Genomic DNA, 24,648 nt, shown 5'->3' with positions numbered 1-24,648 from the left:
CGCGGCCGACATTCCGCGCTCACACCCGGGCACGGGCCGCCCGCATCCGGCGGTCCAGGAAGGCCGCCCGGCCCGTCGTGAGGCGTCAGATGTGGCCCTCGAGATCGGCCAGCAGCAGGCGCTTGGGCCGGGCGCCGACGATCTGCCGGACGACCTCGCCGTTCCGGTAGAGGTTCAGCGTGGGGAAGCCCAGCACGCCGTACCGCTGGGCGATCTCCGGATGCTCCTCGGCGTCGAGCTTGGCGACCGTGAGGCGCCCGGCGTACTCGTCGGCGATCTCCTCCAGGATCGGCGCGATCATCTTGCAGGGCGGGCACCAGTCGGTCCAGAAGTCGACCAGCACCGGCCGGTCGCTGCGCAGCACCTGCTCCTCGAAGTTGTCGGCCGTCAGTGTGATCATGGTTCTCCTCGTCGCGTCACCAGGCAGCCCGGGCAGGCCTCGGCCAGCTGGGCGGCCACCTCGGACCGGCGGGCAAGCAGGGCGCGGATCTCGCCGTCGATCTCGGCGAGCTTGCGCCGGTAGACCGCCACGGACTCCGGGCAGGAGCCCCCCGACGCGTGTCCCGAGCGCAGGCACTCCACGAACGGCCGGGCGTCCTCCAGCGTGAACCCGACCGCCATCAGCGCGCGGATCTCCGTGACGAGGCGCACGTCGCCCTCGTCGTACTCCCGGTACCCGTTCGCCGACCGCCGGGCCCTGATGAGCCCCTGCTGCTCGTAGTAGCGCAGGGCCCGGGTGCTCACCCCGGCCCGTCGCGCCAGCTCGCCGATCCGCATGTCCTCCCGGCCCCTCCCCGGCCCCTGTCGCCACGACCGTAAGCGTTGACGCCGGTGTCAAGGTCAAGCCCCCGCCGGGGCCGGATTCATCCCAGGCCGTCAGAAACGGCGCCACCGCAGCACGTTGGGGTAGGGGATCTCCAGACCCTCGGTCTCCTCCGCCGCCGCCCGCGCGACCTCCGGCGTGAACTCGATCCGCAGCACGGCCTCCAGGTCGGCACGGGAGGAGAAGGACATCCGCAGGTCGAGCTCCCGCCGCTGCCACCCCTGCCGGGACCAGAACCGCTCGACGGCCTCAGGGGAGTACGACGGCACCGACCTGCGGAACCAGCGGCCGAAGGCGCCGCGTGAGCCGTCCAGGTCGACCACGAACGCGGCGCCGCCCCTGCGCATGACCCGGGCGAGCTCCCGCAGTCCGGGCTCGCAGCCGGGTCCGAAGAAGTACGCCCAGCGAGCAACCGCCACGTCCACGGACGCGTCCGGGACGGGCAGGGCCTGCGCCGTGCCCGTCCGCACGGAGACGTTCCCCAGATGCGCGCACCGGGCGGCGCCCTGCGCGGCGAGGCCGGCGTGCGGCTCCACGCCGACGACCCGGACGGCCTCGGCCGCCATCGCCGGCAGGTGGAACCCGGCGCCGCAGCCGACGTCGAGGACGTGGCCGCCGTCCCAGGGACGCACGGCCCGCATCGCGGCCTCGACCGCGCCCTCCGGGCCCACCGCGCGGTTCTCCACCTCGTACACCTCGGGGGAGTTCCAGATGTTCGGGCTGGGTACGGCCCCGTTCGCGATCCGAACCATGGCCCAACGATAGTTGGCGATCTTGGGTACATCATTGTGGCGACGCGTCAACGGGGCCGGGTCCGGCTTAGGCTGGATCCGTGAACGGGCGCAGGGAACGAACGGACGGCCACGGCCATGGGGGCTGGAATGTGCCCGTTGAGAGGGCGACGTCATGAGTGACATCCGCGTGCCCAACGCGAAGGTTGCGCTGTCGACGGCGTCGGTGTACCCGGAGCGGACGCCGGACGCCTTCGAGCTGGCCGCCCGCATCGGATACGACGGTGTCGAGATCATGGTGGGGCAGGACCCGGTCAGCCAGGACGTGGAGGTCCTGCAGCGGCTCAGCGACCACTACCGGATCCCGATCCTCGCCGTGCACGCGCCGTGCCTGCTGGTCACGCAGCGGGTGTGGGGCCGCGACCCCTGGATCAAGCTGCGCCGGGCGCGCGAGGCGGCCGAGCGGCTGGGCGCGCAGACCGTCGTGGTCCACCCGCCGTTCCGCTGGCAGCGCGACTACGCCAGGGAGTTCGAGGCCGGACTCGCGCGGATGCGCGAGGAGACCGACGTGGTGTTCGCGGTCGAGAACATGTTCCCCCTGCGGGCCCGCGGCAACGAGGTCGTCCCGTACGCGCCCGACTGGAACCCGGTCGACTACGACTTCCCCCAGGTGACGCTCGACCTGTCGCACACGGCGGTGTCGGGCTCCGACGCGCTGGAGATGACCGCCAAGCTCGGCGACCGCCTGGCCCACCTGCACCTGGCCGACGGCGTCGGCACCACCAACAAGGACGAGCACCTCGTCCCCGGCAGGGGCTCCCAGCCCTGCGCCCCGATCCTGGAGCGCCTGGCCGGCAGCGGTTACCGCGGCCTGATCGTGCTGGAGATCAACACGCGCAAGGCCGCCAGCCGCACCGAGCGGATCGACGACCTCACCGAGGCGCTCGCCTTCGCCCGCCTCCACTTCGCCGCCTCCCCCACGACGGCATGAGCGGATCGCCGGCCCGCGGCCCTGTCGCCCTGGAGGAGCGGTGACCGAGGGAGTCGAGGAGAGCCACCTCGTCTTCGACCGGGTCGCCGAGGAGTACGACGCGGCCCGGCCGCACTACCCGGAGGCGCTCTACGTCGCCCTGCAGGACCTGTCCGGCGTACGGCTGGCGGGGGCCCGGGTCGTGGACGTGGGCGCGGGCACCGGCATCTCCACCCGGGGCATGCTCGACCGCGGCGCCCGGGTCCTCGCCGTCGACCGGGCGGCCCGGATGCTGTCCGTGCTGAGGGCCCGCACCTCCTGCGGAGTGCTGCTGTCCGACGGCAACGAGCTGCCGTTCCGCGACGGCGTGGCCGACCTGGTGACGTACGCCCAGTCGTGGCACTGGCTCGACCCCGCGCTGTCGGTCGCCGAGGCCGTACGGGTGCTCAGGCGAGGCGGCGCGGTGGCCGGCTGGTGGAACACGGTGGACGCCGGCAGGGCCGACTGGCTCGCGGCCTACCACGTGCGGCTGGCGGAGTCGTGCGACGGGTACGTCGGGCCGGCCCTGCCCGGGTGGAGCATGCCGCCGATCGCCGAGGCCATGGGGGACGCCGGGCTCGACGTGGCCGAGACGTGGGTGGGCTGGACCCGCTCCGTGCTGCTCGACGACTTCCTGACCGATCTGCGCTCGCACTCCTACGTTGCCCGGCTCGACGCGGGGGAGGCCGGCGAGCTGGTCGCCCGCGAGCGCGCCGAGCTCGCCAAGGTGTTCGCCGACGGCCGGCTGACCGTCCCCATGCGGGTCTACCTCGCGACGGGGCGCACCAGGTGACCGAAGGACGGGCCCGGGCCCGGGGGCAGGGCGAGGTGACCGAGCGGCGCCGGCGGCCCGGCCGCCGTCCCGGCTCGGCCGACACCCGCGGGGAGATCCTGGCCGCCGCCCGCCGGGTCTTCGCCGAGAAGGGGTTCGACAAGGCGACCATCCGCGGCATCGCCCGGGAGGCCGGGGTCGACCCGGCCCTGGTGCACCACTACTTCGACACCAAGGAGGGCATGTTCGTCGCGGCCATGAAGCTGCCGGCGGAGCCCACGGCGGTGATCCCCGGACTCCTCGCCGGGCCCCGGGAGGAGATCGGCGAGCGGGTGGTGCGGTTCATCCTGACGATGACCTCCGACCCCACCTCCCGTGAGCAGATGCTCGGGGTGGTCCGCACGGCCGTGGTCAACGACGAGGCCGCGGCGATGATCCGCGAGTTCTTCACGACCGCGATCCTGGCCCGCATCGGGGCCGGCCTGGACATCCCGCCGCTGCGGCTGCAGGCGGCCTTCGGGCAGATGATGGGCGTGGTCATGATGCGGTACATCCTCCGCCTGGAGCCGCTGGCGTCGGCCGAGATCGAGGACCTGGTGGAGCTGCTCGCCCCGACGATCCAGCGCTACCTCGACGAGCCGGGCCGGGGCGACGCGGCCGGCCCCGGCGTCTCCGGCGGCTGACCCCCCTTATCGGGCTACAGAGCTTTGTTCTAGTATCGATCTTCTCGGGATGCCGGCATGGCAGCCGGGCGGAAACAGTGACGTGCGCCACGGCCGATCGGTGACGGAACACAAGTTACCGGCGGGTACCATTCGGTGTGCCCTCGTCGGGCATTTCCACAGGGCGCGACCTCGTCGTCACTGTGGATGACCGGCGGACATACGCTGGCAGCCAAGCGTCGGATATGGGAGGCACCCGTGCTCTGGGTAGCGATAGTCGGGCTCGTCGGGACCGTGGCCGCGGTCGCGCTGGCGGGCCGTCGCGTGCTGTTCCTCTACAGGCTCGCCACCAGCGGCCAGCCGGCCCCGGAGCGTGTCGCGTACGCCAAGGAGCACGTGGGCGCCGAGATCAGGGCGCAACTGGTCGAGGTGTTCGGGCAGCGGAAGCTGCTGAAGTGGACTCCGTCCGGCACCGCGCACTTCTTCGTCATGTGGGCCTTCTTCATCCTGGCCACCGTTTATCTCGAGGCGTACGGCGCTCTCATCCAGGGAGCGATCACCGGTAAGCCCGATTTCCACATTCCGATCATCGGCACCTGGCCCATTCTCGGATTCCTTCAGGATTTCATCGCGGTCGCCGCGCTGATCGGCCTGATCGCCTTCGCCGCGATCCGGGTGAAGAACTCGCCGAAGAAGCTCGGCCGCGGATCGCGGTTCTCCGGCTCGCACCTCGGCGGGGCCTGGCTCATCCTGTTCATGATCTTCAATGTGATCTGGACGATGTTCCTGTTCCGGGGATCGGCCGTCAACACCGGAAACTTCCCGTACAAGTCGGGCGCCTTCGCGTCGGACCTGGTGGCCAGGGTCCTCCCCACGAGTGAGGTCCTGGAGTCGGTCGGCCTGCTCCTGCACATCGGCGTCATGCTGGTGTTCCTCGTGATCGTGGTGAACTCCAAGCACCTGCACATCTTCACCGCGCCGCTGAACGTGCTGTTCTCCCGCCGTCCCGACGGCCTGGGGCCGGCGCAGCCCATGCGCTCCAACGGCCAGGTGCTGGACTTCGAGGAGGCCGACCCCGAGGTCGACGTCTTCGGCCGGGGCAAGATCTCCGACACCTCGTGGAAGGGCTTCCTCGACTTCTACACCTGCACCGAGTGCGGCCGCTGCCAGTCGCAGTGCCCGGCCTGGAACACCGACAAGCCGCTGTCGCCGAAGATGCTCATCCTCGACCAGCGCGACCACGCCTTCGCAGTCGCGCCGTACCTGCTGGCGGGGGAGAAGGAGAAGGAGGGCTTCTCCGAGGACGTGCTCGCCCTGCTGGACAAGCCGCTGGTGGGCGAGGACGGCGTCATCCACCCCGATGTGCTGTGGTCGTGCACCAACTGCGGCGCGTGCGTCGAGCAGTGCCCGGTCGACATCGAGCACATCGACCACATCCTCGACATGCGCCGCTACCAGGTCATGATCGAGTCGTCGTTCCCGTCCGAGGCGGGCGTCATGCTCAAGAACCTCGAGAACAAGGGCAACCCGTGGGGGATGTCCGAGATGAAGCGGGCCGAGTGGATCGAGGAGCTCGACTTCGAGGTCCCGGTCATCGACTCGACGATGCCCGACGACGTCGAGTACCTGTTCTGGGTCGGCTGCGCCGGCGCCCTGGAGGACCGGGCCAAGAAGACGACCAAGGCCGTTGCGGAGCTGCTGCACATCGCGGGCGTGAAGTTCGGTGTGCTCGGCCCGATGGAGGCGTGCTCGGGCGACCCGGCCCGCCGCCTGGGCATGGAGTTCCTGTTCACCATGCTCGCCCAGCAGAACATCGAGACCCTCAACGAGGCGGGGGTCAAGAAGATCGTCGCCACCTGCCCGCACTGCTTCAACACCCTGGCCAACGAGTATCCGCAGCTCGGGGGGTCCTACGAGGTCGTCCACCACACCCAGCTGCTGTCGCACCTGGTCGAGGAGGGCCGGCTCACCCCGGTCACGCCGATCGAGCAGAAGATCACCTACCACGACCCGTGCTTCCTCGGCCGCCACAACAAGGTGTACGCCCAGCCTCGCGACATCATGGCGAAGGTGCCGGGCGTCCAGACGCAGGAGATGCACCGGTGCAAGGAGCGGGGCTTCTGCTGCGGCGCGGGCGGCGCCCGCATGTGGATGGAGGAGCGCATCGGCAAGCGCATCAACACCGAGCGCGTGGACGAGGCGCTGACCACCGATCCCGACACCGTGTCGACCGCATGCCCGTTCTGTCTCGTCATGCTCGGCGACGCGATCAACGAGAAGAAGAACGCGGGTCAGGCCAAGGAGTCGCTGGAGGTCGTGGACGTGGCCCAGCTCCTCATCAAATCCGTCAAGGCCGGTTAAACCGCCCTTTGCCGGTGGTGCGCACTATTTGTTGAATTCACCTGTCAGTTCGACAGAAAAAGGTGACTTCGCGGCCACCACCGGCAAAGCCTTTCTCCACATAACAGGAAAATCACGGTAACCTCAACGTTGGCTCAATCGACGGGGAGGGGGCTGGACGGTGGGCGTTGTCGTTACCGACGCGGAGGTCACGCTGGCCGACGTCCTCTCCCTGCGCCTGGCGATCGAGGAACCGCTCACCGACGGCACCCGGCTCGTCCTGCGCCACCGGACGACCGGTGTGGAGCGGCAGGTCACACTCGGCACCCCGCGGGGGCGGGCGCGGGACGCGAGCGTGGCGGTGTCGCTCGCCCCGCTGGACCTGACCCCCGGCCGCTGGGACGCCTACCTGGAGCAGGAGGGCCCCCGCGACCGCATCCAGAGCGTGGACCCCGGCTTCTCGCTCGACCGCCTCGACGCGTACGCGCTGGGCAGGCGGACGATGGCCTACCGCGCCTACCGGACCCGCAACGGCTTCCTCGCCATAAAGATCGACGAGGCGGAGCCGGTGGCCGACGTGAGGGCCGTCTGGTTCCGTGAGGGCAGGTTCGAGGTGACCGGGCTCCTCGCGTACACCGGGCTCGACGACGACGACCAGCCGCGCGAGGCCACGCTGGCGCTGCGGCACAGCGACGACGAGGCGACGGTGACCGTCGCGGCCACGGTCAAGGGGGTCCGCTTCCACGCGGCGCTGTCGCTGTGCGACGTGCTCGCCGCGACGCCCGACTCCCAGGGCGTCTGGGAGCCCTCCCTCCAGGTCGACGGCGTCGACGGCCGGATGCCGCTGGGCGCGCGGCTGGACGACGTCGAGGGCAAGCGCCGCCGGGTCCACTACCCGAGGGCGCTGGTGGACGGGGTGCCCATCCGGCCCAGCTTCACGGCCGACGACGAGTTGCGGCTCGAGGTGGGCGTGTGAAGATCACCTTCCTCGTCCCCACGGCGTACGGCATGCGCGGCGACGCCCGGTCCACGCTGAACCTCGCGAGCGAGCTCGCCGTCCGTCACGAGGTGGAGGTCGTGAGCGTCCGGCGGACGAGGGAGACGGCGTTCTTCCCCGTCGACCGCCGGGTGTCCATGCGCTGGCTCGTCGACGCCCGTCCCGGCGCGCGCCACCTGCTGCCGCGCGGGCAGGTGCGGATCGAGGTGGCCCTGTGGCGGATGCTGCGGGGGCTGCGGGCCGACGTGCTGGTCACCGGCCGGCCCGGGCTGAGCCTGCAGTCCGCGCGGCACGCGCCGCGGCACGTCGTCCGCATCGCCAGGGAGTGGGGGCGGCCGTCCGTGCCCGGCCCCGTCCGCCGCTTCTACCCCCGGCTCGACGCGGTGGTGACCAGCGGAGAGAGCAGCCGGCAGGAGTGGGCGCGGCTGCTCGACGACGAACTGTCCGTCCACGCCATCCCCGATCCGCTGCCCGCGGGCCCGTGGCCGCGCTCGCGAATGGACAACCGCATCGTCAGCGCCGGCGGCCGGCTCGTCCCGGGCAAATCGTACGACCGGCTGATCAGGGCGTTCGCCGTCGTCGCGGACAAGCGGCCCGACTGGCGGCTGCGGCTCTACGGCAGCGGGCCGGAGGAGCGGCGCCTGCGCGCACTGGTCCGCGACCTCGACCTGCACAACCACGTCTACTTCATGGGCACCACGCCCGACCTGCCCGGCGAGTTCGCCAAAGCGTCGATCGTGGCCGCGCCCGCCCGCCATGAGGGGCTCGGGATGGCGGTGCTCGAGGCGCTGGGCTGCGGGGTCCCGATCGTCGGGTTCGCCGGGTCGCGGGGCTCGTCGGAGATCCTCCGCGCCGGCCACGACAGCGTGCTGGTCCCCGAGGGAGACGTCGAGTCGTACGCCGGGGCGCTGCTCGCCCTCGTGGACGACGAGCGCCGCCGCATGGCGCTCGCCGCCGGGGCGCTGGAGACCGCCTCCGCGTACGCCGCGCCGGCCGTCGCGGCCCGCTGGCAGGAGCTCATGTACGGCCTGCGCTCCCGCGACTGACGCACCCCGTCCGGCCTGGGCGGCGTAAGTACGGCCTGCGCTCCCGCGACGACGCACCCCGTCCGGCCTCGGTGCCGTTGGGCCCGCGCTTCCGGGACCGACGCACCTCGTCCGGCCTGGGCGCCGTTGGGCCTGCGCTTCCGGGACCGGCGCACCTCGTCCGGGCTGGGCGGCCGATCAGGCGGGCGGGAGGTCGGGCCAGCCGAGCGGCGACGACCCGCCGGCGGGCGGCTCGCCCCCCGCCTCGGTGAAGGCCCGCATGGCCACGACCAGCGCCCGGCGCTGCTCCGGGGGCATGCGTCCGACGATCGCGGTGATCTCCGCCGTGCGGCGGGCCGTCACCTCCCCCACGATCCGCCGTCCTTCGGGCGTCAGGCCGACGAGCGTCTCCCGGCGGTCGTTCGGGTTCACCTCACGCCGCACGAGACGGGTCGCGGAGAGCCGGTCCACCATGCGCATGGCGGTGGAGGGGTTGACGCCGAGCCGGTCGGCCAGGCGGACGAGCGTGGCCTCCCCCTGCCCGATGACCACCAGCATCCGGAACTGGGGAAGGGTCACCCTGTCCTCGACCGCGGCCAGCGACCGCGCCGAGACGGCCACCAGCAGGCGGGACGCGGTGAGCACGGCCGAGGCCACGGCTTCGAGATCGTCGCCCGTGGGCTCGTCGCCCGCCTGCTCCGCCATGTGCCCCCGCTCCTCCCGTTCGCCCGGGGGTATTGCACCACGGCCCGGCGCCGGACACGTGTCCGGGACGGCGAAGGCGGCGTGGGAGGGCGTCGCGCGAGGGAGGCCGCGGCGCCGGGGTCAGGCCGGAGGGTGTCGTACGAGGTCGGCCGCGGCGTCGTCGACGGTCCCGAAGATGGTCAGCTCCGCCTCCAGGCCCGTGATGCGCAGGATCCGCCCCAGCCGGCCGTGCACGCCGCTCAGCGCCATCCGCCCGCCGGCCGCCCCGATCGCGGGCAGCGCCCCCATCAGCACGCTCACCCCGGTGGAGTCGCAGAAGGTCAGCAGGGAGGCGTCCAGCACGATCCGCGGCGGGGCCGACATCGTCACCGCCTGCGCGAGGCAGGAGCGCAGGGCGGAGGCCGACATCATGTCCAGCTGACCCGCCATCTCGATCACGACGACGTCGCCGCGTATCCGGGCGGACGCCGAGAACGGCTGGCCGGATGGCCGCGGCCTGTCCTGCTCCATGATTCCGCCCGCCTCTGCTGCCCGTGCGTGGTGCTGGTCTGGGGCTCGTCCCGGTTTGCGACTGTACCGGCCGATCGGCCAATCATTGCATAGGGCAAAGAATGGGCGTCGGTCAGGACCGCTGCCTGCGCAGCAGCAGCATGGCCGCGTCGTCCGGGAGCGGCCCGCCGACGTGCGCGAGCAGGTCCGCCCGAAGGCAGTCCAGCGCCGCCTGCGGCTCGCCCGCCCGCAGTGACGCGGCCCGTTCCTCCAGCGGGTAGAACCGCCCGCGCGCGTCGCGCGCCTCGATGACCCCGTCGGTGTAGAAGAGGATCTGGTCGCCCTCCGCGAACCAGATCTTGTACGGCTTGGGCCTCGGCGAGCCGAGGGAGACCAGCCCGAGCGGGGGCGCCTCCTCCTGCGGCTCGGCCGGGTGGACCGAGCCGTCCCCGCCGAGCACGAGCGGGGACGGATGCCCGAAGTTCAGCAAAGAGATCTCGTCGTCGTGCACCTCGGCGAGGACGGCCGTGACGAACTTCTCGCCGCCCAGGTGCCGGGAGAGGCTCGTCTCCAGCCGTTCGCCCACGTCCGCGAGCTCGGCCTCGTCGTAGGCCGCCTCGCGGAACGCGCCGAGCACCCAGGCGGCGGTCTCCACCGCGTCCAGCCCCTTGCCCTGGACGTCGCCCACGAGCAGCCGCACCCCGCGCGGCGTCGTGACCACCTCGTACAGGTCCCCGCCGATCTGGGCGTCCGCCGCGGCGGAGGTGTACGACAGGGCGATCCGCAGGTCGCCGGCGCGGCGGGGCACCGGGCGCAGCAGCACCCGCTGGGCGGCCTCGGCGACGAGACGGACGTTCGCCAGCTCGCGCTCCCGCCGGGTGCGCAGCCGGCTGGCGAGCATGCTGGCCGCGGTGACCCCGGCGATCGTGAAGAAGGTGATCATGTTCTGCTGCCTGCCCAGCAGGTGGTCGTAGATCGACAGCGGCAGGCAGATGGCGAGCGCGATGCCGCCGACGGCGGCCGTGTACCGTACGCCGCCGGACACCGAGGCGAACGCCGGGCCGAGCGTGAGCAGGGACAGGAAGCCGAGCCGGGGCCCGGCGAGCAGGTCGAGGACGGCCACCGCCCCCATCACGGCGAAGGGCAGCGAGCGGAGGATCGTCTGGGACTCCATCGCAGACTCCATGGCCGGCTCCGTGCCAGTCCAAGAATCCTTCCCCGGTCTCTCCCGAGCTACCCCTTGGTAAAGCGGCCTACCTGCCGGGGGTACCGCGCGACGCCCGGCGCGAGCGATACGGGTCGTGGGTATCGTGGGGGCATGCACGGGTACAGCGGAGACAAGCAGGCCTACCTCACCCGGCTGCGGCGGATCGAGGGGCAGATCCGGGGACTGCAGCGGATGGTCGACGAGGACGCCTACTGCATCGACGTCCTCACTCAGGTCTCCGCGGCGACCCGCGCCCTGCAGGCGGTGGCTCTCGGCCTTCTGGAGGACCACATCTCGCACTGCGTCGCCGAGGCGGTGGCCGGCGGCGGCCCTCAGGCCGAGGAGAAGGTCAAGGAGGCGTCGGCGGCCATCGCCCGCCTCGTCCGCTCCTGACGGACGCCTGCGGTCGCGCACCCGGCCGCCGGGAGGACGACTGCCTAGTCCGAAAAAACCATCCCGGACCCCCAACGGGAGTCCGGGATCGTTCGTGCTCTCAGAGCCTTCAGCGACTCGCCGAAGTCCGCAATCCGAGCGCGTTGTCGAGCTCTTCCAAGGTCAGTCGGTCATCTGTGAAGTTGACGGCCTCCAGCACCTCTGCGTAGAGCGCGATCTCGTCCAACGCGACACGGTCGTGGACCCGAGAGTCCAGGTCGTCGTGCCCCACCGCGTCGTCCTTCCTTCCGCAGCCCACACCCACCACGAGGTTACGTCCGGGTACCTTTGCGCGACATGGCCCATCGGGACCATTCCGGCGGGCGTCCCTCGTCCCTCCCTGACCATTTCCCCGATAGGGAGATCACGATTCGGTGAAAAGGACGGTGATGAAGGGAAGGGATTGCTAAAGCGGAGGTAAGGATGAAATATCCGTATTTCTAGTTTCGAACAGCCATCCGGATTCCTCAGGGTCCCGCGGGTGGCCGTTCGGGGCGGCCTCCGGGCGCGGGTCGTCGCGCTGGTGGATCAGGCACTGCACGAGCGCCGAGCAGACGGCGAAGCCGGCCGGGGGAGCCGCGATCCCGGTCAGCCGGCACCAGGCCAGCCCCGTGGCGTACGCCGAACCGAGGACGGCGGCGGCCGTCCCCCGGTCGGGCGGGACGAGCGCCGGCGGGAGCACGCCGCCCCGCGGCCAGCAGCCGCGCAGGGGGTGGGACGGGTCGGCGAGCGTGACGTAGAGCGCCTGCCGGAGCTCGTCGTCGATCCAGGGGTAGAGCGCGGTCACCACCTCCGCCGTCCCCGAGGCGCCGGGCGCGGCCCAGGAGGGCTCGTACGCGCCGCAGACGCCGGCGACGTCGGCGGCCAGCAGCGACGCCGCCACCGAACGGGGGTCCATGCCCCGGGAGGCCGTGTAGGCGAGCGCCTCGGCCAGGTCGTAGAAGCTGTGCCGGAAGTGCTCGCCCGGCGCGGTCTCCGGCAGCGCGGCGGCGGCCAGGTGCGGCGGGCAGCGGGCCAGCCAGGCCTCCCGTACGGCTCCGCCGGGCAGGGCGTGGTGGTCGAGCCAGGGCCGGGCGAGCAGCGGCTCGGCCATCGCGAGCAGCGCGTCGGCCCGGGGCCGGAATCGGGCGTCGGCGCGCAGCACGGTCGCCGTCTCGGCCATCAGCCCGGCCAGGCGCAGCCCGGCCTCCTGGGCGCCGGCGCGCACGCGCTCGGCGTACAGGTCGACGAGCGCGGCGAGCGACCCGGCCGGCAGCCAGCGCACCCAGTCGTCGCCCGGCAGCGGACGGGCCAGGAACTCGCCGAACATCGACAGCAGCACCTCGTTGCCGTCGAAGGCCGGCGCGTAGGCGGCCCACATGATCGTCCCCCAGACGGCAGCCACGGCCCCCGTCACGTCGTCGGCGAAGACCTCCCGGAACGGCCCCTCGGGCAGGGGGAACGCCTCACGCGGCAGACCGCGGTGGGCCAGCAGCAGCGCCCGCACGCGCTCGGTGATCTCTCGCGGCACGTCGGGCCCGACGAAGCCCTGGGTCGACCCCCGGTCGTACGCGAAGTCGGGGCCGCCGGGCACGAGCAGGTGCGGGACGACGACGCCCGGCGGCTGCGGCCGGGCGGCGGCCCGTACGGCGGGGTGCAGCGGGGGCGGGGACAGGTGCCATCGCCCGTCCACCCGGTCGAGGCGGTACCAGCGGCCGAGGGCCCCGAACAGCCAGCGGGAGCCGTCGGGGGTGACCAGGGCCCGCTGGGCGATGGCCTGGGCGCGGCCGAGGGGCGGGAGCAGCGTCCAGCGCGGATCGGCGACCAGGGCGCGGACGTCGCGCTCCATCGCCGTGAACCCGTCCCAGTGCAGTTCCCGGTGCACCCGGCAATGGTAGTTCGGCCGTCCGACAGGAGACGGGAGGGCCGGACCCACGGACCGTCGTGAAAGTTTCACCCGGTGGAAACGTCCGATTTGGGGCGGCTGACCTGGAGAAACGGCGAGATTTCCCTGGACGGCCCGCGAACCCCCATATTTGCCTCTTGGCATGGCCTCTCAGGACGTATTCCATAGGTGCTCGTGACCGAGACCCAGCAGGCCGCGAGCGGCGGGACCACCGCGGAGGAGACGACCGGCGACGCCGCGGCCGCGGAGGCGGCGCAGACGTCGGCGCAGGAGGCGGCGCAGGCCTCGGGGGCGCCGGGGCAGGAGGCGGACGCGCCACGCTGGTGGCACCTGCGCCCCGCCGACAGCATGGCCCTGCTGATCTGGTTCTTCTGGCACGTCGCGACGTACATCTACATGGTGCTGGCCGCGCCGGGGCGCACCGACGCGCCGATGCTCGACCGCCTGACGCCGTGGGACAGCGACAACTTCATCACCATCGCCCAGTACGGCTACGACGGCTCGCCGGGCATGCCGGACGCGCCGAAGCTGACCGCGTTCTTCCCCGGGCTGCCGCTGTTCCTGCGCGTCCTCCACGTCGTGGTGTCCGACTGGAGCCTGGCCATCGTGCTGGTGACGCTGGTCGGGAGCGCGGTCGTCGCGGTGGCGCTGTCGCGGCTCGGCGAGTCCTACCGCGAGGGCAGCGGCACGTGGACGGTGCTGGCGTTCTTCCTCAGCCCGTTCGCGGTGTTCATGCTGGCCGGCTACTCGGAGGCGCCGTTCCTCGCGCTGGCCGTCCCGGCGTGGCTGCTCGCGCGCAGGGGGCGCTGGGAGGCGGCCGCCGTCTGCGCCGCGTTCGCGTCGTCGGTGCGGATCTCCGGGCTGTTCCTGGCCGCCGGGCTCGCCGTGGCCTTCCTCGTGTCGGACAACGGGCTGCGGTCCACAGGATGGCGCAAGGCGCCGTGGCTGCTCGTCCCCGGCCTGCCCGTCCTCGCGTACATGCTCTACCTCTGGCACCGGACCGGCATGCCGATGGCGTGGAAGCAGGCGGAGGCGGATTACTGGGGCCGGTTCCCCGAGAAGCCGTGGACCGTCTTCCTCAACACATGGGACCGGTCGCTGAACGAGCCCGTCCTGCAGACGTCGTACCGCGAGGAGATGATCGCGGCGGGCGTGCTCGTGGCGCTCATCGTCTGGCAGGTCGTCCGGCGCCGCTGGGCCGACTTCGCCTATCTCGCGCCGCAGGCCGTGGCGCTGCTCGCCATGTCGTCGTTCTACATGTCGGTCGGCAGGGCGTCGCTGCTGTGGTGGCCGCTGTACCTGTCGGTCGGCGTCACGGCCGTTCGGAGGCCCTGGGTCTTCATGGCCTACCTGGCCGTCGCGGCGCCGGTCATGGCAATCAATGTAGGAAATTTCACCACTGGTGCGTGGGTGGGTTGATCCGCATCTGGATACCTTCTCCCTCTATGGGGGGATTTGTCGTCAGGCCCTCCTGATCACGGACGCCCGTTGGGGCTCCCGGCTGACGGGAGGTAGTGGCGCGTGCGAATGGCAGGGGGACGTCGCGGCGACGCGACAGGACTGGTGGTCTGGGGGGTGGTCCTGGCCGCTCTGGTGATCGGCCGGGCGCATCCCGCCGCGGCGGCCCAGGGGGCCGCCTTCGTGAACGGCATGGTGAACGTGCTGACCTACAACGTCTGCGCGTCGGGCAACAAGGCCGGCACCTGCGTGGCCGACCTGACGTACGCGCGGAGGAAGACCTGGGCGCGGCAGGTCGCCGACCTGATCAGAAGCAGGAAGGTGGACGTGGCCTCGTTCACGGAGATGTGCTACGCCCAGGTGAGCCTCCTGAAGCGGGCGCTGCCCGGCTACCGGATCGTCTGGTACGGCTACGCCCGGGGGTGCGGCCCCGGGCGTTCGGACGGCTGCCGCCGGCTGTGGGGTGACCTGACCGACGAGACGACGCCGCCCGACGGCCTGACGTTCGGCGTCGCCCTCGCGCTGAGGGACGGGACCGAGGGGCCGCCGCTGCGCCGCCGCCTGCGCGTGGACCACGCGCCCCGGGCGGGCGAGGTCGTCCACCCGCGCGGCCTGCTGTGCGCCCGCGGCCCGGTCGGCCCCGGCCGCGCGGTGAGCTGCGTCACCCACCTGTCCGACACGGAGACCCCGAGGCAGGTGCTGCGGCTCGTCACCTCGTACGCCGGGGGCGATCCGGTCATCCTCACCGGCGACTTCAACCGGATGCCGAAGGACCCGCAGCTCAGCTCCCTGTACGGCATGGGGGTCGGCGACGGTCCGTACGCCGAGGTGGACGCGGCCTCCTGCGGCGTCCCGGTCCGGGGAGGGGAGGCCACCACACGGGGAGGCCGGAAGATCGACTACATCTTCGGCACCGAGGCGGACTACCGCCCGCTGCGGGCCGCGGTGATCGACACCCGTCCCGAGCTGTCCGACCACCGGGCGCTGACCGGCACCTTCGCCGCGGTCACGACGCCGCGGACGCCCCCGAGTGGCGACGGGCCTTGGCGCGATATCGCTCAGGAGTCGCGGCGAAGGAGGCCCGGTCGGCGTCGGTGAGCTCACGGACGATCCGGCCGGGAACGCCCGCGACCAGCACCCCGGCCGGGATCGTCGCTCCCGGCGGCACGACCGCGCCGGCGGCCACCAGCGTCCCTGATCCGATCACCGCGCCGCCCAGCACGATCGCGCCGATGCCGACGAGCGCCCCGGTCTCCACGCGGGCGCCGTGGACCACGGCCCGGTGCCCCAGGCTCACCCGGTCCTCCAGGACGGCCGGCTCCCCGGGGTCGGCGTGCAGGCAGCACAGGTCCTGGATGTTGCAGTCGGCGCCGACCTCGATCCGCTCGTCGTCGCCGCGCAGCACGGAGCCGTACCAGACGTTGGCGCCGCTGCCGAGCCGGACCCGTCCGACGACGACCGCGCCGGGCGCCACCCAGGCCTCGGGGTGGATGTCGGGCACGGCGTCGCCGTCCAGGGCAGCTATGTACGACATGTCGTCATGATCCCACGCGGGCCTTTCGGGGAGCGGTGCCGGTGTCCTGCATTTTCCATGGGAGCCAGGGCGTTCGGGTTGCGATGTCCACCGGATAGCAGGAAAGTCGTGTCCTGACGTGCGTTACCGTCGTTGATCTCCGACCCCCAGGGCTTTCCATGACGAACCAGACCGATAACTTCCCCGACCTCATGAGTGACGACTCCTTCGAAGTCGTGATGCGCGGCTACAGCCGCCGGCAGGTGCACGACTACATGATCAGGACTCGTAACCAGATCCGAGACCTGGAGGAACGGCTCGCGCGCACGATCGACCAGGCGGAGCAGAGCCGCATCGAGCTGGCCGAGGCGCGGCGCAAGATGGCCGAGTCGCCGCAGAACCCGGACGAGCTGGGCGAGCGGCTGAGCCAGATCCTCAAGCTGGCCCACGAGGAGGCGGCGGCCAACAAGGAGGCGTCCGAGACCGAGGCGACCCGGCTGCGGGAGAACGCGTCCGCCGAGGCGGAGCGGCTCGTGATGTCGGCCCGCGAGCAGGCCGACGCGATCAGGACGGCCGCGCAGGAGGAGGCCGAGCGCCGGGTCGCCGACGCCACCGCCTCGGCCGAGCGGCTGCTGTCCCAGGCGGGCTCCGAAGCCGAGGAGACGCTGGGGTCGGCGCGCGCGGAGGCCGAGGAGACGCTGCGCGCCGCGCGCGCCGAGGCGGAGCGTCGGCTCACCGAGGCCCAGCAGGAGTCGGAGCGCCTGGTCACCGAGGCCCGCAGCCACGCCGAGTCCATCATGTCGGCGGCCCAGCAGCGGGTGAACGCGCTCGACGAGCACACCGGCCGCCGCGTCGCCTACCTGACCGACACCCACGCGGAGGTCATGCGCCGGCTGGGCGAGATCGGCTCCGTGCTGGGCGACCTGCTGAACCGGGAGGCGGCCGCCGGGCCGCTCATCGACGAGGCCGCCGTGCTGCCGCCGGCGCCGCAGTTCCCGCCCGCGGCCCAGCAGGAGCCCGTCCAGGAGACCCCCGCCGTACGGCCGCAGGCGCCGGCCGGGCAGGACGGGCACGGCGAGCAGGCGGCCCCCGCCGAGGCGTCCCGGGAGGACCGGGCCGAGACCCCTGAGCCCTCGGAGCACTCCGGGATTTCCGGGCACCCCGAGCACTCAGAGCGCGACGCAACCGGGGACGCCGAGCAGCCCGGCGACATCGAGGACGGCCTTCCCGGTGCTCTCGGCGGCGGCGTTCCTGCCGAGTCCGCGGACGACGTCCCCGGCGACTTCCCTGGGGACGAGGGCGTGCGGATCATCGGGGGCGACCGGCCGGCGCGCGGTCCGTTCGAGCCTGCCGAGGACACCGACGTCGACCTCGGCCGGGTGCGGCGCGGGCCGGGCCGGCAGGAGCCCCTGAACAGCAAGTGATCGCGCGGCCCTGAAGCGCCCGGAGAAGGCGCGCCCGGAGAAGGCGCGCCCGGACTGGAAGCGGAAGCCCCCGCCCCCGATAGGGTCGGGGGCTTCCGCGCTCACGGATCGACGGCAGTGGCACGTTCCTGTTGGTCGCGCAGCTGCCCCCGCAGCCCCTCGGGGTCGTCGGCGTCGACGGTCATCGCGCACCCGGCCGCCCGCTGCGCGGACGTCAACGGATGGTGCCGCGTCGCCCACCAGCGGCCTGCGTCACTCCGCCAAATGGTCCAGTCCGGGAACTCCCGGGCGATCTCAGCAAGGTGTCGGTCAAAGGACACTCCGTCCACCTTCCCTCGCCGTGCGTGCCCGGGTGTTCTTGACGTCTCACCCACAAGGTGAGGGACATCTCTAGAGAAATCAATGATCGTGGCGGTCAGGTCAACCTACCCGCTTGACCTACGCCTCGAAGTCGTACTGGAGTACATAGGACGCGGCGTCGAGCGTCATCTCGTTCAGCTCCACCGGGACGCCCCCCACGGCGTACGCGACGCGGCTGATGACGATCACCGGGTTGCCGGCGGGCAGGCCGAGCAGTTCGGCCTCGCCGGGGAGCGGCATCCGCGCCCGCACCTCCTCGGTGAAGTGCACGGGCGTGTGGCCGAGGTCGCCCAGCCGCGCGTACACGCCGCCGGGACCGGTGTCGGGAAGGGTGATCGCGGTGCCCTCCACCAGGTCGGCCGGGAAGTGCGAGACGGCGAGCTGCACCGGCCGCCCGTCCACCGAGTAGCGGCGGCGGCGCACCCACACCTCCTGCGCGCCCAGCACCTGCGCCGCCTGCTCGCCGGCCGCCTCGCGCTGGATCTGGATCTCGTCCACCGTGTACGCCCGGCCCCGGGCGTCGGAGTCCCAGATGGCCGTCCCCTGTCCCCACTGCTGCCGGGACAGCCGCCGGGACCCGTGCCTGCGGATGGGCCGGAACAGGCGGACGTACACCCCGGACCCTCGTCGCGGCACGGCCAGGCCCTCGTTGATCAGCACCGCGAGGGCCTGCCTCGCCGTCGCCCTCGCGATGCCGTACTCGGCCATCAGCGCGTTCTCGCCCGGTAAGCGATCCCCATCACCGAGGGTCCCTGACATGATCTGCTCGCGCAGCCGGTCGGCGATGCGGCGGTAGATCGGGGACTCGTGATGCACCGGGGACTCCGTCACGTTTGATCACCCTCTGTCACCAACGGGGGATTGGCGTCTACAGAGAACTTGCCCCGTCTTGTCCACGATCGCACAGAGTCGCAGGTTGGTCCCGTGCTTATTTTGAGCGGATCGTGCCGGTGTGGTGATCCCTGCGAGTTATAGCCACCCGTAATCGTGGAACGGTCCCGGCCGGTATTCGGCCGTCCGCCAACGCTGTGTTATCAGCGCTGCGATGACTGTCCCGGCCGATTCGCGGCGACCGGCGTCGGCGGCCACAGTCAGGTGCCTGGCCGGGGTGCAGGGAACTATCCGGGCGGTAAGGGTCCGAGTGTCCGGATCGTGGAAGTGAACGTCCGCGAGCCCCCTTCGACCCGCATACGGTCCTATATGACGATAGATACGACCAAGCGCGGTGACCGGAGGAACTGACCGTGGCCATCACCCGAGCCGAATGCCAGGCCCTCGACGCCCGGGACCCCCTCAGGGACGTGCGGGACGAGTTCGCGCTGCCGCCCGGAATCGTCTACCTGCTGGGGAACTCGCTCGGCGCGCTGCCCCGCCGCACACCGGAGCGGGTGGCCCGCACGGTCGAGACCGAGTGGGGCGTCCACATGGGGGCGAGCTGGAACACCGCCGGCTGGTGGGACCTGCCGGAGAGCACGGGCGACCGGATCGCGCCGCTGATCGGCGCCGGACCCGGCCAGGTGCTCGCGGGCGACTCGACCTCGGTCAACATCTTCAAGGCGGTGACGGGCGCCCTGCCGCTCCGCCCGGGCCGCCGGGTGGTCGTCTCCGACCTCGACAACTTCCCCACCGACAGGTATGTCGTCCAGGGGGCGGTCGCGGCGCTCGGGTCGTACGAGATCCGCGACATCGGCTCGGACGCCGCGCTGGAGGACGCGCTCGGAGACGACGTCGCGCTCGTGCTGCTCTCGCAGGTCGACTACCGCACGGGCGCCCTGAGGGACATGGCGGCCGTGACCCGTCAGGTCCACGAGGCCGGCGCGATCATGATCTGGGACCTGTGCCACAGCGCGGGCGCCGTGCCCGTCGAGGTGGGGGAGGCGGACCTCGCGGTCGGCTGCACCTACAAGTACCTGAACGGCGGCCCGGGGGCGCCCGCCTACATCTACGTCGCCCCACGGCACCAGGAGGCCGTCCGCAACGTGATCTCCGGGTGGCACGGCCACGCCGCGCCGTTCGCGTTCGAGCCGGACTACCGCCCGGCGCCCGGCGTGCGGCGCTTCGCCACCGGGAGCCCGCCCGTGTTGTCGTACGCCGCGCTCAACGCGTCGCTGGACATCTGGGAGCGGGTGGACCTGCGCGAGGCGCGGGCCAAGAGCCAGGCCATGACCTCGCTGTTCATCGAGCTGGTGGACGACGCGGGAACCGATCTGGTCCTCGCGACGCCCCGCGACCCTGAGCGGCGCGGCAGCCAGGTCAGCTACCGCCACCCGGACGGCTACCCGGTCGTCCGCGCGCTCGCCGACCGCGGCGTGGTGGGCGACTTCCGCGAGCCGGACGTCATGCGGTTCGGCTTCGCCCCGCTCTACCTGCGGTACGTGGACGCGTACGACGCGGCCACGACCCTCGCCGAGGTCCTCCGCGAGGATCTGTGGCGCGACGAGCGGTACGCCCGGCGGCTGACCGTCACCTGACGGCGTCGCCGGCCGCGGGGGGCCGCGGCCGGCGGGACGGCGGTCGCGCGGGCGGCGGCGGCCGGTGGCAGTGCGGGCTGAGGACGCGGCGGTGGCTCTGCGGCTGCTCAGGTACGGCGGGCCAGGCCGGCGACGATGTCGGTGGCGAGGGCGACGCACTTCTCGCAGATGCGGCCGGCCTCGCCGTGCACCATCCGCACGCGGGGGCCCGGCGGCCGGCGGCAGAACGAGCAGGACGCGTCGAGCCTGCGGCGGCGGTTCGCCAGGTGGCGGTGGGCGAAGGCGGGAGTGAAGCGTCTCCGGGGAGACCGGCGGGAGAACCCGAACCGCTCCCCGATGGCCGTCCAGGACACCCCGGCGTCCCTCGCCTGCCGTACGGCGAGGTCGAGCAGGGCGTCCGCGCCGGAGCCCAGCTCGGCGCCGAGGGCGATCGCCGCGGTCAGGGTCTCCAGGGGGTCGGCGGGGTCCTTGGCGTGGGCGCGGGCACGGTCCAGTAAGTCCGATGGCTCCATGGCGGACACCATAAGTTGTCCCCTGGAAGTGATCAAGCGCGCTCGATCCGCGCGGACAGCCGCTTGGGGGCGACCAGGCGGTAGCTCTCCTCCACCCAGTCGTGCAGCACGTCCTGCTCGGGCAAATCGCCGGCGAAGGGGACCGTCACCCAGCCGGCCCTGCCCAGGCCGTACCCGCTCGGGACCGCGCCGGGGACGCTCAGCGCGTGGCCGTGGGAGTCGCGCAGCTTGACGCCGAACGACGGCGACCACTTCTCGGTGGGCTCCTCCACTCCGAGGAACACGAACACCTTCTTGTTGACCTTGATGACCGTGTCGCCCCAGGGGAAGTCCTCGTAGGCCTCGGGGAGGCCGAGGGCGAACGCGCGCAGCCGCGTGCGGGTGTCCCGCCAGTCGCTCATCCCCTCATTGTGCATAGGCTGGGCCGGTGAGGTTGCCGCCCGAGCGCGCCCGCGGCCTGTTCGCCGCGGCCCGGGTGGCCAGGCTCGCGACCGCCGGCCACGAGGGCGTGCCGCGCCTGGTCCCGGTGACGTTCGCGCTGCTGGACGACGGGGACGCGGGGACGGTGGCGACCGCCGTGGACCACAAGCCGAAGTCGTCGGCCGACCTGCGGCGCCTTCGCGACATCGCGGACAACCCCGCCGTCTGCCTGCTGGCCGACCATTACGAGGACGACTGGGAGCGGCTCTGGTGGGCCCGCGCCGACGGGCTGGCGCGGATCGCGGGCACGGGTGCGGAGCGGGAGCGGGCCGTCGCGGGACTGGTGGAGAAGTACCCCCAGTACCGCGACCGCCCCCCGGCGGGGCCCGCCGTCCTCGTCCGGGTCACCCGCTGGTCCGGCTGGTCGTACGGCGACCCGGGCTGAGGACGCGCCGCTCCGGTCAGCCGTGCGTCGTGCCGAGCAGCCGGAGGATCTCGCCGGCGGTGCCGGTCTCGGCCAGCCGCGGGAAGATCTTCTCCAGGCTGTTGCGGTGGGCCTCGGCGTCGGCGTCGGTCACCGCGTCGGTGGCGATCGTGACGTGGTAGCCGTGCTCGTGCGCGGCGCGCGCCGTCGACTCCACGCCGATGCTGGTGGCGACGCCCGTCAGCACGATCTGCGTCACGCCCCGGCGGCGCAGGTGCAGGTCGAGGTCGGTGCCGTAGAACGCGGACCAGTTGCGCTTGGTGACCAGGATGTCGCCGGCGTGACCGGCGAGGTCCTCGACGATCTCGTCCCAGCCGGTGGCCGAGATCCGCTGGGGACGGCCGCGGTCGGTGCGGCCGGGCGTCGCGTCGGAGCCGTCCGGCGCGCCGGTGACGCGCACGAGCACGACCGGCAGGCCGTGGGCGCGGAACGCCTCGGCCAGCTCGACGGTGCGGGCGAGCACCTCCGCGGTGGTGTGGGGTGCGCCGGGGATGGCCATGACGCCGTTCTGCAGGTCGACGACGACCAGCGCGGTCGTCGGATCCAGGGTCGTGACGGGCATGGGATGTCCTCTCGGGTGTGGGTGGTGTCGGCTCGGGGCGTCGCCTTTCACCGGCCCTGTCACCCTAAGTCGACAGTCTGAACTGTGCAACTCAAACTGCACAGCTGAACCTGTAGAACTACGTGCCGGGTGACTCGGTGGATCGGTCCGAGGTCAGCTCGGCGATGCGGCGGGTCACGAAGGCCCGCTCGACGGGCGGCGGGTCGAGCCGCAGGGCCTCGCGGTAGGCCGGCAGCGCGTCGGCGGTCCTGCCGAGGCGGCGCAGCAGCTCCGCCCGCGCGATGTGCACCTGCGGCCACCGGCTGATCCGCGGGTGGGCGGCCACCGCGTCCAGCAGGGCCAGCCCGGCGGCCGGGCCCTCGGCCATCGCGACCGCCACCGCCCGGTTCGCCTCGACCACCGGGGTCGGCTCGTGCCGGAGCAGCTCGCCGTACAGGAGGGCGATCTCCCGCCAGTCGGTCGCCTCCGCCGAGGTCGCGCCCGAGTGACAGGCGGCGATGGCGGCGTGCAGCTGGTACGGCCCGGGGCGGCCCATGCGCAGGGCCCGCTCGACCAGGGCCTCGCCCTCCGCGATCATGGCCTGGTTCCACAGGCTCCGGTCCTGGTCCTCGAGGAGCACCAGTTCGCCCCGGGCGTCGGCGCGGGCCGCCCGCCGGGCGTCGGTCAGCAGGAGCAGGGCGAGCAGGCCGAGCACCTCGGGCTCGTCCGGCAGCAGCCGCGCGAGCGCGCGGGCCAGCCGGACGGCCGACTCGCACAGCTCCCCCCGCACCAGCGCGTGCCCGCTCGTCGCGCGGTGGCCCTCGGTGAAGACCAGGTAGACGACGCGCAGCACGGCGTCGAGGCGGGCGGGGAGCTCCTCCGACGCGGGGACCCGGAACAGGATGGCCGCGTCGCGGATCTTCCGCTTCGCCCGGACGAGCCGCTGGGCCATCGTGGGCTCCGGGACGAGGAAGGCGGCGGCGATCTCCGCCGTGGTCAGCCCGCACACCGAGCGCAGGGTCAGCGGCACCCGGACGGAGGGGTCGAGGGCGGGGTGGCAGCACAGGAAGACGAGCCCGAGCTCGTCGTCCGGCATGGCGCGCCACTCCGCCTCCGGCTCCCGCCCGCGCAGCTCCCGCGCCGCGGCCGCCTCCTTCTCCGGCCGCCCGCTCTCACGCCGGATCCGGTCGAGGGCCTTGTGCCGGGCCACGCCCACCAGCCAGGCGCGCGGGTTGGCCGGGACGCCGCCCGATGGCCACCGCGCGAGCGCGGTCAGGCAGGCGTCCTGCACGGCGTCCTCGGCCACCTGGAGATCGCCGACGAGTCGGGTGACGGTCGCCACCGCGGGCCACCAGTGCGCGCGGAAGACCTCGCCCAGCTCGCCGTTCAGCTCGGTGCCTCCACATCGACGATCGGCCGCACCTCCACCGACCCCTCCAGGGCGGCGGGCATCGTGGCGGCCCACTTCAGGGCCTCGTCGAGGCCGGCGCACTCCACGATCGTGTAGCCGCCGAGCTGCTCCTTGATCTCGGCCGCCGGGCCGTCCGTCAGCAGGGTCTCCCCGTCGCGCACGCGGACCGTGGTGGCCGAGGTCACCGGCCGCAGCGGCGCGCAGTCGACCAGCACGCCCGCCTCCGCCATCGCGGACGTGGCCGCGTGGTAGGCGCCGTACATCTCCAGGTGCTCCCGCGTGCCCGGCTCCGGCAGCGGGCGGTCCGGCCCGTAGAGCAGGAACATGTATCGCATCCTCCACCACCTTCTCGTGGTCGCGCCGGCGGCCCTCGCCGGTGTCTCGCTCCTAGTCGAACGGAGGGCCGCCGGATCGACAGGGCGGGACTCATTGTTCCGGCGGGAGGTACGCGTACCAGGTGGTGACCGCGCTCACCCGGAGCGGCACCCGCGTCCACGAGGCGAGGTAGGCGGCCGGGGGACGGCGGTGATAGGTGATCACGGACACCCAGGCGTGCCGGGAGAGGGCGGTCCTGATGCTCGCGGGAGGCCTCGCCCCGCCGTACCGGGAGAAGACCCCGACGGACGAGCACCGGTCGAGGTAGCCGACCTGGACGGCGTGGTGCCCGTAGACGAGGCACGGCGCCCGCAGGCCGAGCGTGCGCAGCCCGGCGGCCGTCGCCAGGTCGCGGTCGCGGTTGGCCCGCTGGTACTCGACCCAGGAGGCCAGCGTCCCCGCCTGGAGGACGAAGTACGCGGTGAGGGCGGCGGCCACCAGCGGCCGTACGAGGCGGGGGCGGGCGAGCCGGGCCAGGCCCTCGGCGGCCGGCAGCGCCAGCAGGGCGTAGGCCGGCATGAGGAAGCGGGGCGCGGCGTAGCCGACGGTGAACACGTAGGAGGCGGCCAGGCACACCCCGGAGCCCGCCGCGACCCCCAGAC

General features: G+C 72.6%; 28 protein-coding genes and 1 pseudogene. 12 read left to right on the top strand and 17 right to left on the bottom strand.

Annotation, left to right across the window (positions count from 1 at the left end; all coding sequences use genetic code 11):
* Positions 1–85: 85 nt before the first annotated feature.
* The 3 genes from trxA to MPTA5024_RS13840 all read right to left on the bottom strand — a co-directional run bounded on the left by trxA (position 86) and on the right by MPTA5024_RS13840 (position 1,575).
* Positions 86–400 (bottom strand): thioredoxin, encoded by a 315-nt coding sequence (trxA, locus tag MPTA5024_RS13850; RefSeq protein WP_036324370.1) that lies wholly within the window; start codon positions 398–400, stop codon positions 86–88.
* A complete protein-coding gene (locus MPTA5024_RS13845; RefSeq protein ID WP_036324367.1) occupies positions 397–777 on the bottom strand; it encodes a MerR family transcriptional regulator in 381 nt (126 codons plus the stop codon). Before MPTA5024_RS13845 ends, trxA begins: the two co-directional genes overlap by 4 nt.
* Before the next feature lie 99 nt (positions 778–876).
* Positions 877–1,575, bottom strand: coding sequence for a class I SAM-dependent methyltransferase (locus tag MPTA5024_RS13840; protein WP_036324364.1), 699 nt, complete (start codon positions 1,573–1,575; stop codon positions 877–879).
* Positions 1,576–1,729: 154 nt separating this feature from the next.
* On the opposite strand from MPTA5024_RS13840, the gene MPTA5024_RS13835 reads away from it, so the two are divergent.
* From MPTA5024_RS13835 to MPTA5024_RS13810, 6 genes are all read left to right on the top strand, one after another.
* Complete coding sequence (locus MPTA5024_RS13835) at positions 1,730–2,545, top strand: sugar phosphate isomerase/epimerase family protein (protein WP_036324362.1); 816 nt, start codon at positions 1,730–1,732, stop codon at positions 2,543–2,545.
* 40 nt (positions 2,546–2,585) lie between these two features.
* On the top strand, positions 2,586–3,356 hold the full coding sequence (locus MPTA5024_RS13830) for a class I SAM-dependent methyltransferase (RefSeq protein WP_036324359.1): 771 nt from the start codon (positions 2,586–2,588) through the stop codon (positions 3,354–3,356).
* Positions 3,353–4,018, top strand: a complete 666-nt coding sequence (locus tag MPTA5024_RS13825; protein WP_232326460.1) for a TetR/AcrR family transcriptional regulator — start codon at positions 3,353–3,355, stop codon at positions 4,016–4,018. Before MPTA5024_RS13830 ends, MPTA5024_RS13825 begins: the two co-directional genes overlap by 4 nt.
* 237 nt (positions 4,019–4,255) lie before the next feature.
* Complete coding sequence (locus tag MPTA5024_RS13820) at positions 4,256–6,358, top strand: (Fe-S)-binding protein (protein WP_036324356.1); 2,103 nt, start codon at positions 4,256–4,258, stop codon at positions 6,356–6,358.
* Between the two features lie 160 nt (positions 6,359–6,518).
* The gene (locus tag MPTA5024_RS13815) at positions 6,519–7,313 is read left to right on the top strand and encodes a hypothetical protein (protein ID WP_036324354.1); all 795 of its coding nucleotides are present in this window, start codon (positions 6,519–6,521) and stop codon (positions 7,311–7,313) included.
* Positions 7,310–8,380, top strand: coding sequence for a glycosyltransferase (locus MPTA5024_RS13810; RefSeq protein ID WP_036324352.1), 1,071 nt, complete (start codon positions 7,310–7,312; stop codon positions 8,378–8,380). Before MPTA5024_RS13815 ends, MPTA5024_RS13810 begins: the two co-directional genes overlap by 4 nt.
* Before the next feature lie 177 nt (positions 8,381–8,557).
* Here the strand turns inward: MPTA5024_RS13810 and MPTA5024_RS13805 are convergent, their stop codons facing one another.
* From MPTA5024_RS13805 to MPTA5024_RS13795, 3 genes are all read right to left on the bottom strand, one after another.
* Positions 8,558–9,064, bottom strand: a complete 507-nt coding sequence (locus MPTA5024_RS13805) for a MarR family winged helix-turn-helix transcriptional regulator (protein WP_036324351.1) — start codon at positions 9,062–9,064, stop codon at positions 8,558–8,560.
* A 120-nt stretch (positions 9,065–9,184) separates the two neighbouring features.
* On the bottom strand, positions 9,185–9,574 hold the full coding sequence (locus tag MPTA5024_RS13800) for an STAS domain-containing protein (RefSeq protein WP_051458150.1): 390 nt from the start codon (positions 9,572–9,574) through the stop codon (positions 9,185–9,187).
* 112 nt (positions 9,575–9,686) lie between these two features.
* Entirely contained in the window at positions 9,687–10,739 is a 1,053-nt protein-coding gene (locus MPTA5024_RS13795) for a PP2C family protein-serine/threonine phosphatase (RefSeq protein ID WP_036324348.1), read from the bottom strand.
* A 132-nt stretch (positions 10,740–10,871) separates the two neighbouring features.
* Between MPTA5024_RS13795 and MPTA5024_RS13790 the strand changes: the two genes are divergently transcribed.
* Positions 10,872–11,153, top strand: coding sequence for a metal-sensitive transcriptional regulator (locus MPTA5024_RS13790; protein ID WP_036324345.1), 282 nt, complete (start codon positions 10,872–10,874; stop codon positions 11,151–11,153).
* A 109-nt stretch (positions 11,154–11,262) separates the two neighbouring features.
* On the opposite strand, the gene MPTA5024_RS42115 is transcribed toward MPTA5024_RS13790, so the two are convergent.
* Positions 11,263–11,424, bottom strand: a complete 162-nt coding sequence (locus tag MPTA5024_RS42115; protein WP_169806330.1) for a hypothetical protein — start codon at positions 11,422–11,424, stop codon at positions 11,263–11,265.
* Positions 11,425–11,598: 174 nt separating this feature from the next.
* Positions 11,599–13,056 carry a hypothetical protein gene (locus MPTA5024_RS13785; protein WP_084369694.1) on the bottom strand — a complete coding sequence of 486 codons (1,458 nt, stop codon included), beginning with the start codon at positions 13,054–13,056 and terminating at the stop codon, positions 11,599–11,601.
* A 195-nt stretch (positions 13,057–13,251) separates the two neighbouring features.
* On the opposite strand from MPTA5024_RS13785, the gene MPTA5024_RS13780 reads away from it, so the two are divergent.
* The gene (locus MPTA5024_RS13780; protein ID WP_198167146.1) at positions 13,252–14,496 is read left to right on the top strand and encodes a mannosyltransferase family protein; all 1,245 of its coding nucleotides are present in this window, start codon (positions 13,252–13,254) and stop codon (positions 14,494–14,496) included.
* 108 nt (positions 14,497–14,604) lie between these two features.
* Positions 14,605–15,633: an endonuclease/exonuclease/phosphatase family protein gene (locus tag MPTA5024_RS13775; RefSeq protein ID WP_084369693.1), complete on the top strand. Its 1,029-nt coding sequence runs from the start codon at positions 14,605–14,607 to the stop codon at positions 15,631–15,633.
* Here MPTA5024_RS13775 and MPTA5024_RS13770 read toward each other — a convergent pair.
* Positions 15,542–16,069 carry a gamma carbonic anhydrase family protein gene (locus MPTA5024_RS13770; RefSeq protein ID WP_036324342.1) on the bottom strand — a complete coding sequence of 176 codons (528 nt, stop codon included), beginning with the start codon at positions 16,067–16,069 and terminating at the stop codon, positions 15,542–15,544. The genes MPTA5024_RS13775 and MPTA5024_RS13770 overlap by 92 nt on opposite strands.
* Positions 16,070–16,260: 191 nt before the next feature.
* Between MPTA5024_RS13770 and MPTA5024_RS13765 the strand changes: the two genes are divergently transcribed.
* Positions 16,261–17,472: a hypothetical protein gene (locus MPTA5024_RS13765; protein WP_198167145.1), complete on the top strand. Its 1,212-nt coding sequence runs from the start codon at positions 16,261–16,263 to the stop codon at positions 17,470–17,472.
* A 101-nt stretch (positions 17,473–17,573) separates the two neighbouring features.
* Here MPTA5024_RS13765 and MPTA5024_RS42110 read toward each other — a convergent pair whose 3' ends face one another.
* Both MPTA5024_RS42110 and MPTA5024_RS13755 read right to left on the bottom strand, forming a co-directional pair.
* The gene (locus tag MPTA5024_RS42110; protein ID WP_036324338.1) at positions 17,574–17,792 is read right to left on the bottom strand and encodes a hypothetical protein; all 219 of its coding nucleotides are present in this window, start codon (positions 17,790–17,792) and stop codon (positions 17,574–17,576) included.
* Between the two features lie 118 nt (positions 17,793–17,910).
* Complete coding sequence (locus tag MPTA5024_RS13755; RefSeq protein WP_084369692.1) at positions 17,911–18,663, bottom strand: GntR family transcriptional regulator; 753 nt, start codon at positions 18,661–18,663, stop codon at positions 17,911–17,913.
* Between the two features lie 407 nt (positions 18,664–19,070).
* On the opposite strand from MPTA5024_RS13755, the gene kynU reads away from it, so the two are divergent.
* Entirely contained in the window at positions 19,071–20,303 is a 1,233-nt protein-coding gene (gene kynU, locus MPTA5024_RS13750; protein WP_036324336.1) for a kynureninase, read from the top strand.
* Between the two features lie 107 nt (positions 20,304–20,410).
* On the opposite strand, the gene MPTA5024_RS13745 is transcribed toward kynU, so the two are convergent.
* Entirely contained in the window at positions 20,411–20,815 is a 405-nt protein-coding gene (locus tag MPTA5024_RS13745; RefSeq protein ID WP_157099463.1) for a ClpX C4-type zinc finger protein, read from the bottom strand.
* A 32-nt stretch (positions 20,816–20,847) separates the two neighbouring features.
* The gene (locus MPTA5024_RS13740) at positions 20,848–21,216 is read right to left on the bottom strand and encodes an MmcQ/YjbR family DNA-binding protein (protein WP_036324334.1); all 369 of its coding nucleotides are present in this window, start codon (positions 21,214–21,216) and stop codon (positions 20,848–20,850) included.
* 26 nt (positions 21,217–21,242) lie between these two features.
* Between MPTA5024_RS13740 and MPTA5024_RS13735 the strand changes: the two genes are divergently transcribed.
* A complete protein-coding gene (locus tag MPTA5024_RS13735; protein ID WP_036324331.1) occupies positions 21,243–21,680 on the top strand; it encodes a TIGR03668 family PPOX class F420-dependent oxidoreductase in 438 nt (145 codons plus the stop codon).
* 16 nt (positions 21,681–21,696) lie between these two features.
* Here MPTA5024_RS13735 and MPTA5024_RS13730 read toward each other — a convergent pair whose 3' ends face one another.
* The 4 genes and pseudogenes from MPTA5024_RS13730 to MPTA5024_RS13715 form a co-directional block, all read right to left on the bottom strand.
* Positions 21,697–22,281 (bottom strand): hydrolase, encoded by a 585-nt coding sequence (locus MPTA5024_RS13730; RefSeq protein ID WP_036324330.1) that lies wholly within the window; start codon positions 22,279–22,281, stop codon positions 21,697–21,699.
* A 118-nt stretch (positions 22,282–22,399) separates the two neighbouring features.
* The gene (locus tag MPTA5024_RS13725) at positions 22,400–23,725 is read right to left on the bottom strand and encodes an RNA polymerase sigma factor (RefSeq protein WP_269750576.1); all 1,326 of its coding nucleotides are present in this window, start codon (positions 23,723–23,725) and stop codon (positions 22,400–22,402) included.
* Positions 23,647–24,006 carry a YciI family protein gene (locus MPTA5024_RS13720; protein ID WP_036324329.1) on the bottom strand — a complete coding sequence of 120 codons (360 nt, stop codon included), beginning with the start codon at positions 24,004–24,006 and terminating at the stop codon, positions 23,647–23,649. The genes MPTA5024_RS13725 and MPTA5024_RS13720 overlap by 79 nt, the downstream gene beginning before the upstream one ends.
* Positions 24,007–24,097: 91 nt before the next feature.
* Positions 24,098–24,648 (bottom strand): annotated as a pseudogene (locus tag MPTA5024_RS13715) (hypothetical protein); the annotation flags it as partial.

The organism is Microbispora sp. ATCC PTA-5024, assembly GCF_000511135.2.
Classification (GTDB): domain Bacteria; phylum Actinomycetota; class Actinomycetes; order Streptosporangiales; family Streptosporangiaceae; genus Microbispora; species Microbispora corallina.
Note: the sequence above shows the minus strand (reverse complement) of the source record. Positions and strands in the feature narration are given on the sequence as shown.